The sequence below is a fragment of the Oryzisolibacter propanilivorax genome (assembly GCF_900103645.1).
GTDB classification, from domain to species: domain Bacteria; phylum Pseudomonadota; class Gammaproteobacteria; order Burkholderiales; family Burkholderiaceae_C; genus Melaminivora; species Melaminivora propanilivorax.
Map to the genome: position 1 here is coordinate 183,824 of NZ_FNHP01000003.1, position 16,263 is coordinate 200,086.

Here is a 16,263-nt window from a genome sequence, read left to right on the forward strand (position 1 = left end):
TGCGCTACAGCTGGAATTCCGCGATCAGCGGCAGGTGGTCAGACATGCGCCACCAGATGCGCCCGCGCGGCACGTGCAGCGACAGCGGGCGCAGCCCGCGCACGTACACGTGGTCGAGCTGCACCATCGGCAGCCGCGCCGGGTAGGTATAGGCCTGCGGCGCCTCGTCGTATTCGAACAGGCCGAAGCCAGCCAGCATGTTCTTGATCTGCAGGCCCCAGTCATTGAAGTCGCCGGCCACCACCAGCGGCGCATCGCCCGGCACCTCGCGCTCGATGAAGCGCTGGATCTGCGCCACCTGGCGCAGGCGGCTGCCCGCGATCAGCCCCAGGTGCACGACGATGGCGTGCACGCGCCGGCCCTGCACCTCGACCTCGACGTGCAGCAGGCCGCGCTGCTCGAAGCGGTGGTCGGAGATGTCCTCGTGTCGGTGCCCCACCACCGGCCAGCGCGTCAGCAGCGCATTGCCGTGCTCGCCGTGGCGCGTGTAGGCGTTGGTGCGGTAGATGGCCGCATAGCCCTCGGGCGCCAGGTACTCGGCCTGCGATACCTCGGGCCAGCGGTCGAAGTACAGCGCCTCGCGCCGGTTCATGGCGCGCACCTCCTGCAGGCAGACGATATCGGCGTCCAGCTGCTCCACGGCCAGGCCCAGGTTGTGGATTTCCAGGCGACGCGCCGGCCCCAGGCCCTGCACGCCCTTGTGGATGTTGTAGGTGGCCACGCGCAGGATGCCGGGGTGCTCGGTGGTGATGGGTTCAGCGGTGTGGTTCTGGGCGGTCATGGCACGGCAGCATCGGCGAATCGGGGCAGCATCAGGATGGCCTCGGCGTTGGACGGCGAGTAGCAGCGCCGCGCCGCCTCGCGCCAGTCCCACCAGGCGTATGCCGTGTGCTCGCGCGGGCTCAGGGCGACCGGGGTGCCCGCCGGCACGCACAGCCCCAGCACCCGTTCGGTGTTGTGCCAGACGCCCGGGGCGTAGCGGTGCTGCCACTCCGGGTAGATGGTATAGACGTTCTCCAGCCCCCAGTCCGTCAGACGGCAGCCCGGCGCGCTGGCGTCGATGCCGGTTTCCTCGCCCACCTCGCGCGCGGCGGTCTGCAGCCAGGTCTCGTCCTCGTGGTCCTTGCTGCCGGTGACGGATTGCCAGAACTCCTGCGCGGTGTCGGCGCGGCGCAGCAGCAGCACCTGCAGGCCGGGCGTGTGGATCACGACCAGTACCGACCGGGGAATCTTGTAATGGACGATGGCGGTCATGCGGCTGGCGCTTTGGTTCACCGGCCTGCGGCAGCGGCACGCGCCGGCACCGCGGGCGGCAGCGGCCGCGCCTGCAGTGCGCGCGCCTGCAGCACCAGCTGGTTGTGCGCGTCCAGGAAGGCAGCAGCGATCACCTTGCCTTCATTGGTGTTGCTCCAGCCGGCACCGGCACCACCACCCAGCCGGCCGAGCACCAGCCCGGCCACGCCCAGATCAGTGGTGCGCGCGGCGCCGGTGGCGGCGGCGACCTGCTCGGTGGTCTCGTTGTCCGACAGCAGCAGCGCGGTCTGCGCCTCCTTGAACTTGACCTGCTCGACCAGCCCGGCCAGCACGGGAAAGTCGCGCAGCACCGGGACCATGGCCACGATGCCGCCCAGGCCGCGCCCGGCGTCCTGCTCGCTGAACGTCAGGCTCGGCATGAGGGTGTACTGCGCCTCGTAGCCGCGCCCGCGCTGCACCGTGGAGCCGTCCCGGCGCAGCACGCCGGCATTCTTCAGGTCCTGCTCCTGCACCGTGCCACGCAGGCCGGCGCCGCGGTCCACCACGCGAAAGCAGCCGCTTTGCTGCGCCAGCAGCTTGACCAGCGGTACAGGCGATGGCGGCAACTGGTATTGGCTGGACATGACGTAGCCGTGCGGGTTCTCGGCCAGCGCCACCGTGGCCACCGGCGCGTCGCAGTGCAGCAGTTCATGCGCCGCGTTCTGCGCGCCCGCCGGCCCGGCCGAGCCGGACACGACCGAGCCGCCCTGGCCGAGTTCGGTCTTCTTTTCGCCGCAGCCGGTGAGCAGTGCGGCGACGAGGAGCAGCATTCCCACGGCATGCGGGCGAGCATGGTTGCACAGAAGGGCCATGGCGTCAGTGTCCAGCGTGAGACCAAGAAAAGGGCGCCCATGGGCGCCCTGACTATCGTGCAAATCCTGCCGGGCTCAACCCGCCGCCACCGGATTGCGCAGCCGGATGTGCAGCTCGCGCAGTTGCTTCTCGTCCACCGGCGACGGCGCCTGGGTCAGCAGGTCCTGCGCGCGTTGGGTCTTGGGGAAGGCGATCACGTCCCGGATCGACTCGGCTCCGGTCATCAGCGTGATCAGGCGGTCCAGGCCGAACGCCAGGCCGCCGTGCGGCGGCGCGCCGTACTGCAGCGCGTCCAGCAGGTAGCCGAATTTGGCGCGCTGCTCCTCGGGCGTGATGTTCAGCGCGGCAAAGACCTTGGCTTGCACGTCGGCGCGGTGGATACGCACCGAGCCGCCTCCCAGCTCCCAGCCGTTCAGCACCATGTCGTAGGCCTTGGCGATGCAGGCGCCGGGGTCCGTGTCCATCAGGTCCTCGTGGCCGTCCTTCGGGCTGGTGAAGGGGTGGTGCACGGCAACCCAGCGGTTGTCTTCCTCGTCGTGCTCGAACATCGGAAAGTCCACCACCCACAGCGGCGCCCAGCGGTCCTCGAACAGGCCGGCCTTCTTCGCGAACTCGCTGTGGCCGACTTTCAAGCGCAGCGCGCCGATGGCGTCGTTCACCACCTTGGCCTTGTCGGCACCGAAGAACAGCAGATCGCCGTCCTGCGCGCCGGTGCGCTGCAGGATCTCGGCGATGGCCGCATCGTGCAGGTTCTTCACGATGGGCGACTGCAGCCCCTCGCGGCCCTTGCCGGCTTCGTTGACCTTGATCCACGCCAGGCCCTTGGCACCGTAGATCTTGACGAACTCGGTGTACTGGTCGATCTCGCCGCGGGAAATCTGGCCGCCGCCCGGCACGCGCAGCGCCACCACGCGCCCGCCCGGGGTCGTCGCCGGGGTGGAGAACACCTTGAAGTCCACATCCCGCATCACGTCGGTCAGCTCGGTGAACTCGAGCTTGACGCGCAGGTCCGGCTTGTCCGAGCCGAAGCGGTGCATGGCCTCCCCATACGCCATGGTCGGGAAGTCGCCGAGCTGCACGCCCAGCTGCTTGTCGAAGACCTCGCGGATCATGCGCTCGAAGATGGCGCGGATCTCGTCCTCGCCCAGGAACGAGGTCTCGCAGTCGATCTGCGTGAACTCGGGCTGGCGGTCGGCGCGCAGGTCCTCGTCGCGGAAGCACTTGGTGATCTGGTAGTAGCGGTCGTAGCCGGCCACCATCAGCATCTGCTTGTACAGCTGGGGCGACTGCGGCAGCGCGAAGAACTGGCCGTCGTGCACCCGGCTGGGCACCAAGTAGTCGCGCGCGCCCTCGGGCGTGCTCTTGCCCAGCATGGGCGTCTCGATGTCGATGAAGCCCTCGGCGTCGAGGAAGTTGCGCACCTGGATCGCCGTCTTGTAGCGCAGGATCAGGTTCTTTTGCATCGCCGGGCGGCGCAGGTCCATGACGCGGTGCGTCAGGCGCGTGGTCTCCGACAGGTTGTCGTCGTCCATCTGGAACGGCGGCGTGACCGAAGCGTTGAGCACCTGCAGTTCGTGGCACAGCACCTCGATCTGGCCGCTGGGGATCTTGTCGTTGGTCGTGCCTTCCGGGCGCGCGCGCACCACGCCCACGACCCGCACGCAGAACTCGTTGCGGATGTCCTCGGCGATCTTGAACATCTCTGGGCGGTCCGGGTCGCACACCACCTGCACGTAGCCCTCACGGTCGCGCAGGTCGATGAAGATGACGCCGCCGTGGTCGCGGCGGCGGTTCACCCAGCCGCACAGGGTGACGGTTTGGCCCATCAGGGCTTCGGTCACGAGACCGCAGTAGTGGGAGCGCATGGCCATGGTTCGGTTTTTCTTCCTGCGCCCTGCCATGCAGGGCGCTTCAGGTGGATGGTGAATTGCGGTGAAAGGTGGCGCCGCCGGTCACCGGGCCGGCCGCGCGCGGATGGTGCGTGGGCGCCTTCGCTAGCGCGCCGCCTCGGCGGCGGCCAGTGGGTCGGGCGGCGCCACGACGCCCATGGAGACGATGTATTTCAAGGCGGCGTCGATGCTCATGTCCAGCTCCACGCAGTCGCTCCTGCGCATCAGCACAAAGTAGCCGCCGGTGGGGTTGGGCGTGGTGGGCACGTAGACGCTGACGTATTCATCGCGCAGGTAGGCTGCCACCTCGCCGGACGGCTGGCCGGTGATGAACGCCACCGTCCACACCCCCTCGCGCGGCCACTGCACCAGCACGGCCGTGCGAAAGGCGTTGCCGCTTTCGGAAAACAGCGTGTCCGAGACCTGCTTGACGCTGGAATAGATGGAGCGCACCACCGGGATGCGGCTGACCAGCGCGTCGCCCAGCGCGACCAGCTTGCGCCCGGCGAAGTTGCTCGCCAGCGCGCCGACGGCCAGCAGGATGCTCAGGGTGAGCAGCACGCCGAAGCCGGGGATGTGAAAGCCCAGCAGCCGGTCCGGCTGCCAGGCGCCGGGCAGGATGGCCAGCGTCTGGTCCAGCGTGCCGACGATCCAGGTCAGCACCCAAGCCGTGATCACCCCGGGCACGACGACCAGCAGGCCCGTGAACAGCCACTTGCGCAGCGCGACCGTGGGGGCGATCTTTTGCATTTTTATGCGTCGGAAGTGCTTGCAGCCGGCGCAGGACTTGGGGCTGCAGCTTCCTTCTTAGGAGCATCGGGGGCTGCCGAGGGCTTCTTGCCGCTGAAGTCGGTGGCATACCAGCCAGTGCCCTTGAGCTGAAAGCCCGGGGCCGTGAGCTGCTTGGAGAACGCAGCGGCGCCACAGGCCGGGCAGGTGCTCAAAGGAGCATCGGACATCTTCTGCAGCACGTCCCTGGCGTGGCCGCATTGGGCGCACTGGTAGGCGTAGATAGGCATGGCGAAAGGCGCGCGAGAGGGTTGGGCAAAAACCCGCAATTATAGGCAGGCACCCCTGCAGCGGCCCGGCGCCGGCCGGGCTCATTCCAGGCCGGCCACGGGCTGCGCCGGCAGGTGCGCGTTGCGCACCAGCTGCGGCGCCAGCGAGCCGGCCACCATGCCTGCCACCGCCGCCAGCACTCCCGCCAGCTGCTGCGGAAACGCCTCGCCCAGCGCCGGCACGGCCATGAACAGCACCCAGGTGCCGATGCCCAGCAGCACCGCGCTCATCGCGCCCTGGGTGTTGGCGCGCTTCCAGTACAGGCCGAACACCAGCGGCACGAAGGCGCCCACCAGCGGCACCTGGTAGGCGCCGGAGACCAGCTCGAAAATCGGCGTGCCTTCCATCTTGATGGAGTAAATCAGCACGCAAACGGCGAACACGAAAACGCTGATGCGCATGATGCGCAGGTTCTCGTCGTCGCTGATATAGGTGGGGCGGAACTGGCGCCAGATGTTTTCGGTGAAGGTGACGGCCGGCGCCAGCAGCGTGGCCGAGGCGCAGGACTTGATGGCCGACAGCAGCGCGCCGAAGAACAGCACCTGCATGACCACCGGCATGCGCTCCATGACCAGCGTCGGCAGCACCTTCTGCGGGTCGTCGCCCAGCAGTGCCTCGGTCTGCTCGGGCATGATGATCAGGGCGCTGGCCACCAGAAACATGGGCACAAAGGCGAACAGGATGTAGGCGCTGCCGCCGATCACCGTGCCGTGGGTGGCGGCCTTTTCCGACTTGGCCGACATCACGCGCTGGAACACGTCCTGCTGCGGGATCGAGCCCAGCATCATGGTGATGGCGGCGCCGAAGAAGAAGACCATCTCATGCCAGGTCGGCTCGGGCCAGAAGCGGAACATGTCGCGGCTCACCGCCAGGTCGATCACGCGGCCGGCGCCGCCCGCCATGTCGGCGGCGAAAAACGCCAGCACCAGCAGGCCCACCACCAGGATGATCATCTGGATGAAGTCGGTCACCGCCACCGACCACATGCCACCCCACAGCGTGTACACCAAGATGGAGCCCACGCCGATGGCCATGCCCCACGGGATGCTGATGAGTCCGCCCGACAGCAGGTTGAACACCAGGCCCAGCGCTGTGACCTGCGCCGACACCCAGCCTAGGTAGCTGAGCATGATGATCAGCGAGCAGACGATCTCGATGGTGCGGCCGTAGCGCTCGCGGTAGTAGTCGCTGATGGTGAGCAGCGACATGCGGTAGAGCTTGGCCGCAAAGAACACGCCCACCAGGATCAGGCACATGCCGGCGCCGAACGGGTCTTCCACCACCGCATTCAGCCCCCCCTTGATGAACTTGGCCGGCACGCCCAACACGATCTCCGAGCCGAACCACGTGGCGAACGTAGTGGTGATGATCATGTACATCGGCAGGTGCCGCCCGGCGATGGCGAAGTCGGCGGTGTTCTGCACGCGCCGCGCGGCCCACAGGCCGATGCCGATGGTGACAAACAGATAGGCAATCACCATGAAGAGCAACACGGGGCAACTCCTGGGCAAGTGAGAGAAAAGAGAAAGGTGGCGGAGAAGGCTGACGCCGCTCAGAGCACGTGCACACGCACGAACAGCTGCATGACCAGCAGACCGAGCACGAAGCCCAGGCCGCCGTAGATCAGCGTCTGCAGCAGCCGGTTGGTGCGCCGCTGCTCGGCCAACAGCGCCAGCAGCTGCTGCTCGCGCGCGCGGTCCGGACGGTGCCGCAGGTAGTCATGCAGTAGGCGCGGCAGTTCGGGCACCAGCTTGGCGTAGTGCGGCGCCTCGGCCTTGAGCTCGCGCCAGAAGCGCTGCGGCCCCATCTGCTCGAGCATCCATTTTTCGAGGAACGGCTTGGCTGTGCTCCACAGGTCCAGGTCCGGGTCCAGCTGGCGCCCCAGGCCCTCGATGTTCAGCAGCGTCTTTTGCAGCAGCACCAGCTGTGGCTGGATCTCGACCTGGAAGCGCCGCGAGGTCTGGAACAGCCGCAGCAGCACCATGCCCAGCGAGATCTCCTTGAGCGGCCGGTCGAAGTACGGCTCGCACACCGCGCGGATGGCGGATTCGAGCTCGTTCACGCGCGTGGACGGCGGCACCCAGCCACTTTCGATGTGCAGCTCGGCCACGCGCTTGTAGTCGCGGCGGAAGAAAGCCACGAAGTTCTGCGCCAGGTATTCCTTGTCGGACTCGGTCAGCGTGCCGACGATGCCGAAGTCCAGCGAGATGTAGCGCCCGAAGGTCGCCGGGTCGAGGCTGACCTGGATGTTGCCCGGGTGCATGTCGGCGTGGAAGAAGCCGTCGCGGAACACCTGTGTGAAGAAGATGGTCACGCCGTCGCGTGCCAGCTTCGGGATGTCCACGCCGGCCTCGCGCAGCCGCCCCACCTGGCTGATGGGCACACCGTACATGCGCTCCATCACCAGCACGTCGGGGTGGCAGAAATCCCAGAAGATCTCCGGGATCAGCACCAGGTCCAGCCCGGCCATGTTGCGCCGCAGCTGCGCAGCGTTGGACGCCTCGCGGATCAGGTCCAACTCGTCGTGCAGGTAGTTGTCGAACTCGGCGACCACCTGGCGGGGTTTCAGGCGCTTGCCGTCGGCCGACAGGCGCTCGACCCAGCCGGCCATCATGCCCATCAGCTCCAGGTCCTGATCGATCACCGGCAGCATGCCAGGGCGCAACACCTTCACGGCCACCTCGCGCTCTACGCCGTCGCGGTCGCGGATGACGGCGAAGTGCACCTGCGCGATGGAGGCGCTGGCAACCGGCGTGCGCTCGAACGAAACAAAGACCTCGTTCAGCGGCCGGCGGAAGGCGCGCTCGATGGTGGCGATCGAAATTGCCGGGTCGAACGGTGGCACCCGGTCCTGCAGCATCGCCAGCTCGTCGGCGATGTCCGGCGGCATCAGGTCGCGCCGGGTGGACAGCACCTGGCCGAACTTCACGAAGATCGGCCCCAGGCTCTCCAGCGCCAGGCGCAGGCGCACGCCGCGCGGGGCGTCCAGCCGGCGCCCGAAAGTCAGGACGCGCGTCAGCGAATGCAGCCACGGGTGGCGGAAATTCGACAGCACGACCTCATCGAGGCCATGGCGCAGCACCACCCGCACGATGGTGAAGCCGCGAACGAAGCGCTTCATGGGGGCGAGCGGTCGGTGTGCGTGTCCACGCTGCTGCGCGCACCCATGCGCGCGCCAACGAAGCGGCGCAGTGCCGCCGCCACGCGCTCGGCCACCGAGGCCACGGCACGCGCCGGCGTGTCGCCGATCAGGCGCGACAGGTCTTCCTCGACATCCCAGCGCACGTTGTCCACCACCCAGTTGATGTCGGCTGCCAGCTGCACGTCACCCTCGATGCGGATGGTCGGGCGCTCACCCGCCAGCGCGCCGCGCGCCAGGCTCAGGGGCGAGGTCTCGGAAACTTCCAGCCGCAGGTCGGGCACGGCACCTTCGGGCGCCAGGTCCAGCAGTCCGGCCGGGGTGATGGCCAGCGTCATGGAGTAACCGCGCCACTGTACGTGCGCGGTGCGCCCGCTCTGGCGTGCCAGGCGGTCCATGGCTTCGCGCTCCTGCATCAGCACGTGGTTCAGGAACAGCACGGCGCGGTGCTGTACCTCATGCACCAGCCACGCGGGCGGCTGCGGCCCGGACACGACGCGCTCCATGAGGCCGTCCAGAAACGAAAAAGGGGACTGCTTAGGCATAGTCCCCGATTATTCCCCGAAGTGGCACGGGCGCTGTCGGCTTTTTGGCCGCGCGCGCCGCGCCCTTGGCTGACTGCTCTTACTGCAGCGCCTGCACACCGGCCACCAGCCAGCCACTAGCGCCACTCTTGGGCTTGGTCATGTTCCAGACCTCGCGGAACGGGCTCGGGCCAGCCGAGGGCTCCTCGCGGATCATGCCGGAGAACTCGACGCTGGCCATGTAGCCGTCGCCCAGGTCCTCGATGCCCAGCAGCTGCGCTTCCAGCATGACCACGTCGGTGTGGTTGGGCTCGGCGCCACCGCGGTGCTGCTCGCGCTCGGCCAGCTGGGTGCGGATCTCGCCCAACATGGCGTCGGTCATCATGGAGCGCAGCGTGGTGATGTCCGAGCTGTCCCAGGCGGCCTGCAGCGTGGTGAAGTTGCGTTTGGCGGCCTGCAGGAAGCCGGCGGTATCGAAGCCCTCGGGAACGCCCCAGTTCTGCGAACCGGCCAGCGCCGAGCCGATCATCGAGCCTGCGCCCGCGGCAGCAGGTTGTGCCTGAAAGGCGCTGCCGTGGCTTTCCCAGGGACGCGCGGAGGCGTCGTTGCCGACCTTCTCGGGGTTGTACTGGCGCGGCATCTGCACGTCGGCTGGCGGCGCGGCGGCTCCGGCGCCCTGGAAAGCGAACGGCGACGGCGCGGCGCGCGACGCGGCAGCGCCATTGCGGCGCGAGCGCATCACCATGCCGACCACCGCCATGATGGCCAGCGCCAGCAACGCGAACATCAGGAACTGGGCAAAACCCGCGCCCATGCCGAGCGAGTTGGCCAGCCAGGCCAGGCCCAAGCCGGCAGCCAGGCCGCCGAGCATGGCGCCCCAGGGCTTCTTGGTCGCGGCGGCAGCGGCACCGGTGGCGCCAGCCGCGGCCGGCGCGGCGGCGCTGGACTGGGCGGCGTTTTGCTGCGCCGGGGCGCCAGGCGCGCGCGGCGGCGTGGCCTCGCGCTGCGTCACGTTGCTGGACTGGCGCCCGAAGGATTTGCCCCCGCCCATGCGGCGGGCGTCGGCGTCCAGGGACACCAGCGCCAGCACGGCGACCAGGGCTACGGACCACAGTTTGCTGTTCATGTCATCTCCCAAAAAGTGATTGAGCGGTGAGCGTGAGGTGAAATTCGCGCGTTCGTTTTGTCTGGCCGCTGTGAGATACGGCTGTTCAGCACTTGATTCCAACATGCAAGGCGACCACGCCGCCGGTCATGTTGTGATAGTCCACATGCCCGAAGCCAGTTTGCTGCATGAGGGCTTTGAGCTCGTCCTGGCCCGGGTGCATGCGGATGGACTCGGCCAGGTACTGGTAGCTGGCGGCGTCGCCCGCCACCATCGAGCCCAGGCGCGGCAGCACCTTGAACGAGTACCAGTCGTAGACCTTCTCCAGCGGCTTGGCGACCTTGGAAAACTCCAGCACCAGCAAGCGCCCGCGGGGTTTGAGCACCCGCGCCATCTCGCGCAGCGCGGCGTCCTTGTGCGTCATGTTGCGCAGGCCGAAGGCCACGCTGACCAGATCGAAGTGGTGGTCGGGGAACGGCAGGTGCTCGGCGTCGCACACGGCCGTGGGCAGCACCACGCCGGCGTTGATCAGGCGGTCGCGGCCGGTGCGCAGCATGGCCTCGTTGATGTCGGTGTGCACCACTTGGCCGGTGCTGCCGACCTTCTTGGCGAAAGCCAGCGCCAGGTCGCCAGTGCCGCCGGCGATGTCCAGCACCCGGTCGCCCTCGCGCAGGTTGGCCACCATCACCGTGTAGGCCTTCCAGGCACGGTGCAGGCCGCCCGACATCAGGTCGTTCATCAGGTCGTACTTGGGCGCGACCGAGTCGAACACACCGCGCACGCGGCGCGCCTTGTCGCCTTCGTCGACCGACTGGAAACCGAAATGGGTGGTGTTCATGGGGGAATGCTAGGTCAGGGGTTGCACGGACACAGGGACAACCCCGCGCCCGCGTGGGGCATGTGTGGCGTATGGGCCCACAAAGATGGCGTGGGTCGGCAGGGTTTTCAATGCTCCGCCGCCGTGGCGGCCGGCCCGGTCAGTGGCTGGAGCAGCCACCGCTGGCGCGCACCGGCATGGGCGCGTCGCGGTCCTTGCCGGCCGCGGCCAGCCGGCGCTCGTATTCCTGCATCAGCTGCTCCTGGTCGCGGCCCAGCTCGTACAGATAGGCCCAGGTGAACAGGCCGCTGTCGTGGCCGTCGGAGAAGGCCGGGCGCAGCGCGTAGTGGCCGACCGGCTCCAGCCCGACCAGCGTCACGTCGCGCTTGCCCGTCTGCAGCACTTCCTGGCCGGGGCCGTGGCCCTGCACCTCGGCCGAGGGCGAATACACCCGCAGCAGCTCGAACGGAATGCGGAACGTGGCGCCGTCGGAAAACGAGACTTCCAGCACGCGCGACTGTTCATGCACGGTGATGGCCTGGGGCGTGGGATCGGTGGAAGGTGCAGTCATGGGATGCGGGGGCCTGGGTTGCCAGTGTCGATCGGGACGGCGTGGGCCGCCCGGGAAACGGCCATTTTCGGCTGCCCGGCGCGCGGCACCCCGCACAAACCCCCATGGGCGACCCGGCCGAAAGCACGGCAGACGGCGCCAGGCCTGCCACGCGGGACCCGGGCGGGTGCCGCACGGCCCGCGCACGGCGGCGCGGCGCCACCTGCGGGAGCGGGCATCGCCCAACCCCAGCGCCACACGAAAAACAATGAAATCAGCCACTGACCCTTTGCTTGTCACGACATCCAGCTATCATTTTTGATAACAATGCCTGCCGCCAAGGGACGGGCGCGTGCGTGCGGTGCGCGCCTTCAGCCGTGGACATGGGCCGGCGCTTCGGCCGCCCACTGCGCCAGCCGTGCGTGCAGCGCCGCGTGCAGCGCCGGCAGGCACGCGGCCAGCTCGGCCTCCTGCTGCAGCGCGCGCGGGCGCTGCGGCGCGGCCCAGATCGGCGCGGGCCAATGGCTGTCCCAGGTGTGGCGGGCCACGACGTGCCAGTGCAGGTGCGGCACCATGTTGCCCAGGCTGGCCAGATTCACCTTGGTCGGCCGGACGTGCTCGCGTAGCGTCTGTTCGACCAGCGCCACGGCCTGCAGGCAGCGCAGGCGTTCGTGCTCGGCCAGGTCGGTGAACTCGGCCACGTGGGCGTTCCAGACCACGCGATAGAACGCCGGGAAGCCCTGCTCGTCCGCGTGGATGACGCGCAGCCGCGCGCCGCGCCAGACCAGCGTGCCGCCATCGGCGGCGCACAGTGGGCAATTGGAACTCCAGGACGCATCAGTGTCGGGCGTGGGCGCCACCGAGCCAGCGCCGGGCCGCCCCAAGCTGGCGAGCGCCCCCTCGGGGGGCAGCGAGGACACGTCAGTGCCGAGCGTGGGGGCCACGTTCACACCAGCACCCGCTCGATGCCGCCCGCGTTGGCGCGCTGCACGAACTGCGGCATCCAGTCCTCGCCCAGGATCTGCCGCGCCATCTCGACCACGATGTAGTCGGCCTCCAGCAGCCCATTGGACAGGTCGTCCTGGTAGCGCGACACGCCCTGCAGGCAGCTCGGGCAGCTGGTCAGGATCTTGATGTTGCCCTGCTGCGGCACGGCGCCGCTGGCACGCAGCTGCGCCTCGCCCTTGCGGATTTCCTCGGTCTTGCGAAAGCGCACTTGGGTGGAGATGTCAGGGCGCGTCACGCCCAGCGTGCCGGACTCGCCACAGCAGCGGTCGCTTTTCAGCACCTGGTCGCCGACCAGCGCGCGCACGGTCTGCATCGAGTCGCCCTGCTTCATCGGGTTGTGGCAGGGCTCGTGGTACAGGTAGCCGCCCTGGCCCGCGGGCAGCGCGATGCCCTTTTCCAGCAGGAACTCGTGGATGTCGATCATCCGGCTGCCCGGGAAGATCTTGTCGAACTGGTAGCCCTGCAGCTGGTCGTAGCAGGTGCCGCACGAGACCACCACGGTCTTGATGTCCAGGTAGTTCAGCGTGGTCGCCACGCGGTGGAACAGCACCCGGTTGTCGGTGATCATCTTCTCGGCCTTGTCGAACTGGCCGCTGCCGCGCTGCGGATAGCCGCAGCACAGATACCCGGGCGGCAGCACGGTCTGCACGCCGGCATGCCACAGCATGGCTTGCGTCGCCAGGCCGACTTGGGAAAAAAGCCGCTCCGAGCCGCAGCCGGGGAAGTAGAACACCGCCTCGCTGTCCGCCGCCGTCTGCGGGTTGCGGATGATGGGCACGTAGTCCTTGTCCTGGATGTCCAGGAGCGCCCGCGCGGTCTTGGTCGGCAGCCCGCCGGGCAGCTTCTTGTTGACGAAGTGGATCACCTGCTCCTTGACCGGCGCCGTGCCCACGGTGGCGGGCGGGTGCGCCGTCTGGCGCCGGCCGACGGCGCGCAGCGCATCGACGGCCACGCGCTGGGCCTTGAAGCCGACGTTGACCATGCCCGCGCGCAGCGTGTTGATGGTGCGCGGTTCGGTGGCGTTGAGCATCGCCATGGCCAGCTTGTTGCCGGGGCGGAAGCTCTTCTTGTCCATCTTGCGCAGCAGGTTGCGCATGTTCATGCTGACGTCGCCGAAGTCGATCTTCACAGGGCACGGTACGTAGCACTTGTGGCAGACGGTGCAGTGGTCGGCCACGTCCTCGAACTCCTGCCAGTGGTGGCTGGAGATGCCGCGGCGCGTCTGCTCCTCGTACAGGAAGGCCTCGGCCAGCAGCGAGGTCGCCAGGATCTTGTTGCGCGGCGAATAGAGCAAATTGGCGCGTGGCACGTGCGTCGAGCACACCGGCTTGCACTTGCCGCAGCGCAGGCAGTCCTTGACGCTGGCGACGATGGCGCCCAGGTCGCTTTGCTGCATGATCAGCGACTCGTGCCCCATCAGCCCGAAGCTGGGCGTGTAGGCGTTGGTCAGGTCGGCATAGCGCAGCGAGCGGCGCGTGCCGTTGCCGCTGGCATCGCCCGCATCGCCGGCGTGCCCCGGCTGGCTGGCGGCCAGCAGCGCGGGATCGCGCAGCAGCTTGCCCCAGTTGAAGTGCCCGCGCGGGTCCACGCGCTGCTTGTAAGCGGCAAAGGGCGCCAGTTCCTCGTCAGTCAGAAATTCCAGCTTGGTGATGCCGATGCCGTGCTCGCCCGAGATCACGCCGTCCAGCGAGCGCGCCAGCTGCATGATGCGCTCGACCGCTTCGTGCGCGGTCTGCAGCATGGCGTAGTCGTCGCTGTTGACGGGGATGTTGGTGTGCACGTTGCCGTCGCCGGCGTGCATGTGCAGCGCCACCCACACCCGGCCCTTGAGCACGCGCTGGTGGATGGCCTGCACGGCCTCCAGGATCGGCTGGTAGGGCGCGCCGGCGAAGATCGCCTCCAGCGGCTTTCGGATCTGCGCCTTCCAGCTGGCGCGCAGCGTGTGGTCCTGTAGCTGGGCAAAGAGCATGTCCACCTGCTGCAGCCACTCGGCCCAGGTCTGGCGCACCTCGGACAACAGTGCCTGCGCCTGCGCCACGCGGTCGCCCAGCAGCACCGCCGCGGGGATGCCCTGCGCATCGTCCTGCTGCCCCAGGGGCAGCTGCTCCTGCGCGAAGAAGTCCTGCAGCGCATCGCACAGCGCCAGCTTGTTGCGCAAGCTGAGCTCGATGTTGATGCGCTCGATGCCGTCGGTGTACTCGGCCATGCGCGGCAGCGGGATGACCACGTCCTCGTTGATCTTGAAGGCGTTGGTGTGGCGCGAGATCGCCGCCGTGCGCTTCCTGTCCAGCCAGAACTTCTTGCGCGCCTCGGGGCTCACCGCCGTGAAGCCCTCCCCGGCGCGCGAGTTGGCGATGCGCACCACCTCGGCGGCGGCGCGCGCCACGGCGTCCGGGTCGTCGCCGACCAGGTCGCCGATCAGCACCATCTTTGGCAGCTTGCCGCCGCCCTTCTTGCTCTTGGTGGCGTAGCCGACGGCCTTCAGGTAGCGGTCGTCCAGGTGCTCCAGGCCGGCCAGCAGCACGCCGGAGCGCTGCGCCTCGGCGAACATGAAGTCCTTGATCTCGACGATGCTCGGCACGGCGTCGCGGGCGTGGCCGAAGAATTCCAGGCAGACGGTGCGCGTGTGCGCCGGCATGCGGTGCACGATCCAGCGCGCGCTGGTGATCAATCCGTCCGTGCCTTCCTTTTGCACGCCGGGCAGGCCCGACAAGAACTTGTCGGTCACGTCTTTGCCCAGGCCTTCCTTGCGGAAGGTGCGGCCGGGGATGTCCAGCCGCTCGGTGCGGATCGGCGTTTTGCCATCGGCCTGGAAGTACTGCAGTTCGAAACTGGCCACCTCGGCATCATGGATCTTGCCCAGGTTGTGCCCGATGCGCGTCACCTCCAGCCACTCGCCGTCGGGCGTGACCATGCGCCAGCTGGCCAGGTTGTCCAGCGCAGTGCCCCACAGCACGGCCTTCTTGCCGCCGGCGTTCATGGCGATGTTGCCGCCGATGCAGCTGGCCTCGATCGAGGTCGGATCTACGGCGAAGACGTAGCCGGCGCGCTCGGCCGCGTCGGCCACGCGCTGTGTCACCACGCCGGCCTCGCTCCACACCGTCGGCACGTCGTGCGCCAGGCCGGCCAAGCGCACCTGCTCGACCTCGGTCATGGCCTCGAGCTTTTCGGTGTTGATAACGACGCTGCGCCAAGTCAGCGGAATCGCCCCACCGGTGTAGCCGGTGCCGCCGCCGCGCGGGATGATGGTCAGCTCCAGCGCGATGCACTCGCGCACCAGCGGGGCCATCTCGGCTTCGGTGTCGGGCGTGAGCACGACGAACGGGTATTCCACGCGCCAGTCGGTCGCGTCCGTCACGTGCGATACGCGCGACAACCCGTCGAACTTGATGTTGTCCTTGTGCGTGTGCGGCGCCAGGCGGCGCTGCACCTCGCGGCGTAGCGCGGCGGCCTGCACCAGGGTGGTGTCGAACTCGGCGATCGCCCGGTTGGCGGCCTCCACCAGCTGGCCGACCAGGCGGTCGCGCCCGCTATCCTCGTGCGGCAGGCGACGCTTGTCGATCTCGGCCATGCGGTGGCGCATGGCATCCACCAGCAGTCGGCGCCGGCTGTCGTTGTGCAGCAGGTCGTCCTGCAGATAGGGGTTGCGCTGCACCGCCCAGATGTCGCCCAGAACTTCATAGAGCATGCGCGCCGAGCGGCCGGTGCGGCGCTCGCGGCGCAGCTGGTCGAGCACGCCCCAGGCGGCCTCGCCCAGCAGGCGGATCACGATCTCGCGGTCGGAAAACGAGGTGTAGTTGTACGGAATCTCGCGCAGCCGGGCCGGCTCGGCGCCCTGCGCAGCCTGCACGGCCGCCAGCGCTATCGGAACGTTCATGGGGGTCAACCTGAATCGGGCGCTGGCCGCGCCCGCGTGTCGCTCGTGGGGGGCCGGCGATTTTACGGCAGGGGTAAAGAGGCCGCGCCCCGCCCCCCGTGGCGTGGCGGCGTGGTGCAGAGCATTGACAGGAATGCTGGCGCTCGATGCTGCACCGTGCGGCTGCCACTCCCTCTCCCGCGCGCGGGA

14 protein-coding genes are annotated in these 16,263 nt (G+C 68.4%); all 14 read right to left on the reverse strand.

Features of this window, described 5'->3' with window-relative positions; genetic code table 11:
* Nucleotides 1-4: 4 nt before the first annotated feature.
* The 14 genes from BLQ61_RS06395 to BLQ61_RS06460 all read right to left on the reverse strand — a co-directional run bounded on the left by BLQ61_RS06395 (nt 5) and on the right by BLQ61_RS06460 (nt 16,074).
* Nucleotides 5-781, reverse strand: a complete 777-nt coding sequence (locus BLQ61_RS06395; protein WP_091568007.1) for an endonuclease/exonuclease/phosphatase family protein — start codon at nt 779-781, stop codon at nt 5-7.
* Nucleotides 778-1,254: a dihydroneopterin triphosphate diphosphatase gene (gene nudB / locus BLQ61_RS06400; protein WP_091568603.1), complete on the reverse strand. Its 477-nt coding sequence runs from the start codon at nt 1,252-1,254 to the stop codon at nt 778-780. Before nudB ends, BLQ61_RS06395 begins: the two co-directional genes overlap by 4 nt.
* A 17-nt stretch (nt 1,255-1,271) precedes the next feature.
* The gene (locus tag BLQ61_RS06405) at nt 1,272-2,063 is read right to left on the reverse strand and encodes a curli production assembly/transport component CsgG (protein WP_091568010.1); all 792 of its coding nucleotides are present in this window, start codon (nt 2,061-2,063) and stop codon (nt 1,272-1,274) included.
* A gap of 117 nt (nt 2,064-2,180) precedes the next feature.
* Nucleotides 2,181-3,977 (reverse strand): aspartate--tRNA ligase, encoded by a 1,797-nt coding sequence (gene aspS, locus BLQ61_RS06410; RefSeq protein WP_091568013.1) that lies wholly within the window; start codon nt 3,975-3,977, stop codon nt 2,181-2,183.
* 123 nt (nt 3,978-4,100) lie between these two features.
* A complete protein-coding gene (locus tag BLQ61_RS06415; protein ID WP_091568016.1) occupies nt 4,101-4,745 on the reverse strand; it encodes a DUF502 domain-containing protein in 645 nt (214 codons plus the stop codon).
* A 2-nt stretch (nt 4,746-4,747) separates the two neighbouring features.
* Complete coding sequence (locus BLQ61_RS06420) at nt 4,748-5,014, reverse strand: FmdB family zinc ribbon protein (RefSeq protein WP_091568018.1); 267 nt, start codon at nt 5,012-5,014, stop codon at nt 4,748-4,750.
* An 81-nt stretch (nt 5,015-5,095) separates the two neighbouring features.
* Nucleotides 5,096-6,547: a high affinity choline transporter 1 gene (locus tag BLQ61_RS06425; RefSeq protein WP_091568021.1), complete on the reverse strand. Its 1,452-nt coding sequence runs from the start codon at nt 6,545-6,547 to the stop codon at nt 5,096-5,098.
* 59 nt (nt 6,548-6,606) lie between these two features.
* Nucleotides 6,607-8,175 carry a ubiquinone biosynthesis regulatory protein kinase UbiB gene (gene ubiB, locus BLQ61_RS06430; protein WP_091568024.1) on the reverse strand — a complete coding sequence of 523 codons (1,569 nt, stop codon included), beginning with the start codon at nt 8,173-8,175 and terminating at the stop codon, nt 6,607-6,609.
* Nucleotides 8,172-8,738: a hypothetical protein gene (locus BLQ61_RS06435; protein WP_091568026.1), complete on the reverse strand. Its 567-nt coding sequence runs from the start codon at nt 8,736-8,738 to the stop codon at nt 8,172-8,174. Before BLQ61_RS06435 ends, ubiB begins: the two co-directional genes overlap by 4 nt.
* A gap of 79 nt (nt 8,739-8,817) precedes the next feature.
* Nucleotides 8,818-9,843, reverse strand: a complete 1,026-nt coding sequence (locus BLQ61_RS06440; protein WP_091568029.1) for a Tim44 domain-containing protein — start codon at nt 9,841-9,843, stop codon at nt 8,818-8,820.
* Nucleotides 9,844-9,928: 85 nt separating this feature from the next.
* Nucleotides 9,929-10,660 carry a bifunctional demethylmenaquinone methyltransferase/2-methoxy-6-polyprenyl-1,4-benzoquinol methylase UbiE gene (gene ubiE / locus BLQ61_RS06445; protein ID WP_091568032.1) on the reverse strand — a complete coding sequence of 244 codons (732 nt, stop codon included), beginning with the start codon at nt 10,658-10,660 and terminating at the stop codon, nt 9,929-9,931.
* A gap of 139 nt (nt 10,661-10,799) precedes the next feature.
* Complete coding sequence (locus BLQ61_RS06450) at nt 10,800-11,210, reverse strand: gamma-butyrobetaine hydroxylase family protein (RefSeq protein WP_091568034.1); 411 nt, start codon at nt 11,208-11,210, stop codon at nt 10,800-10,802.
* A 350-nt stretch (nt 11,211-11,560) separates the two neighbouring features.
* Nucleotides 11,561-12,049 carry an HIT family protein gene (locus tag BLQ61_RS06455; RefSeq protein WP_091568605.1) on the reverse strand — a complete coding sequence of 163 codons (489 nt, stop codon included), beginning with the start codon at nt 12,047-12,049 and terminating at the stop codon, nt 11,561-11,563.
* An 86-nt stretch (nt 12,050-12,135) separates the two neighbouring features.
* Complete coding sequence (locus tag BLQ61_RS06460) at nt 12,136-16,074, reverse strand: DUF3683 domain-containing protein (RefSeq protein ID WP_091568037.1); 3,939 nt, start codon at nt 16,072-16,074, stop codon at nt 12,136-12,138.
* Nucleotides 16,075-16,263 lie beyond the last annotated feature (189 nt).

Coding starts and splice junctions, on each gene's coding strand:
- BLQ61_RS06435 (WP_091568026.1), bottom strand. CDS start 8,738: ATGCCTAAGCAGTCCCCTTTTTCGTTTCTGGACGGCCTCATGGAGCGC.
- BLQ61_RS06460 (WP_091568037.1), bottom strand. CDS start 16,074: ATGAACGTTCCGATAGCGCTGGCGGCCGTGCAGGCTGCGCAGGGCGCC.
- BLQ61_RS06450 (WP_091568034.1), bottom strand. CDS start 11,210: ATGACTGCACCTTCCACCGATCCCACGCCCCAGGCCATCACCGTGCAT.
- BLQ61_RS06395 (WP_091568007.1), bottom strand. CDS start 781: ATGACCGCCCAGAACCACACCGCTGAACCCATCACCACCGAGCACCCC.
- BLQ61_RS06440 (WP_091568029.1), bottom strand. CDS start 9,843: ATGAACAGCAAACTGTGGTCCGTAGCCCTGGTCGCCGTGCTGGCGCTG.
- ubiE (WP_091568032.1), bottom strand. CDS start 10,660: ATGAACACCACCCATTTCGGTTTCCAGTCGGTCGACGAAGGCGACAAG.
- BLQ61_RS06405 (WP_091568010.1), bottom strand. CDS start 2,063: ATGCTGCTCCTCGTCGCCGCACTGCTCACCGGCTGCGGCGAAAAGAAG.
- BLQ61_RS06420 (WP_091568018.1), bottom strand. CDS start 5,014: ATGCCTATCTACGCCTACCAGTGCGCCCAATGCGGCCACGCCAGGGAC.
- ubiB (WP_091568024.1), bottom strand. CDS start 8,175: ATGAAGCGCTTCGTTCGCGGCTTCACCATCGTGCGGGTGGTGCTGCGC.
- nudB (WP_091568603.1), bottom strand. CDS start 1,254: ATGACCGCCATCGTCCATTACAAGATTCCCCGGTCGGTACTGGTCGTG.
- aspS (WP_091568013.1), bottom strand. CDS start 3,977: ATGGCCATGCGCTCCCACTACTGCGGTCTCGTGACCGAAGCCCTGATG.
- BLQ61_RS06415 (WP_091568016.1), bottom strand. CDS start 4,745: ATGCAAAAGATCGCCCCCACGGTCGCGCTGCGCAAGTGGCTGTTCACG.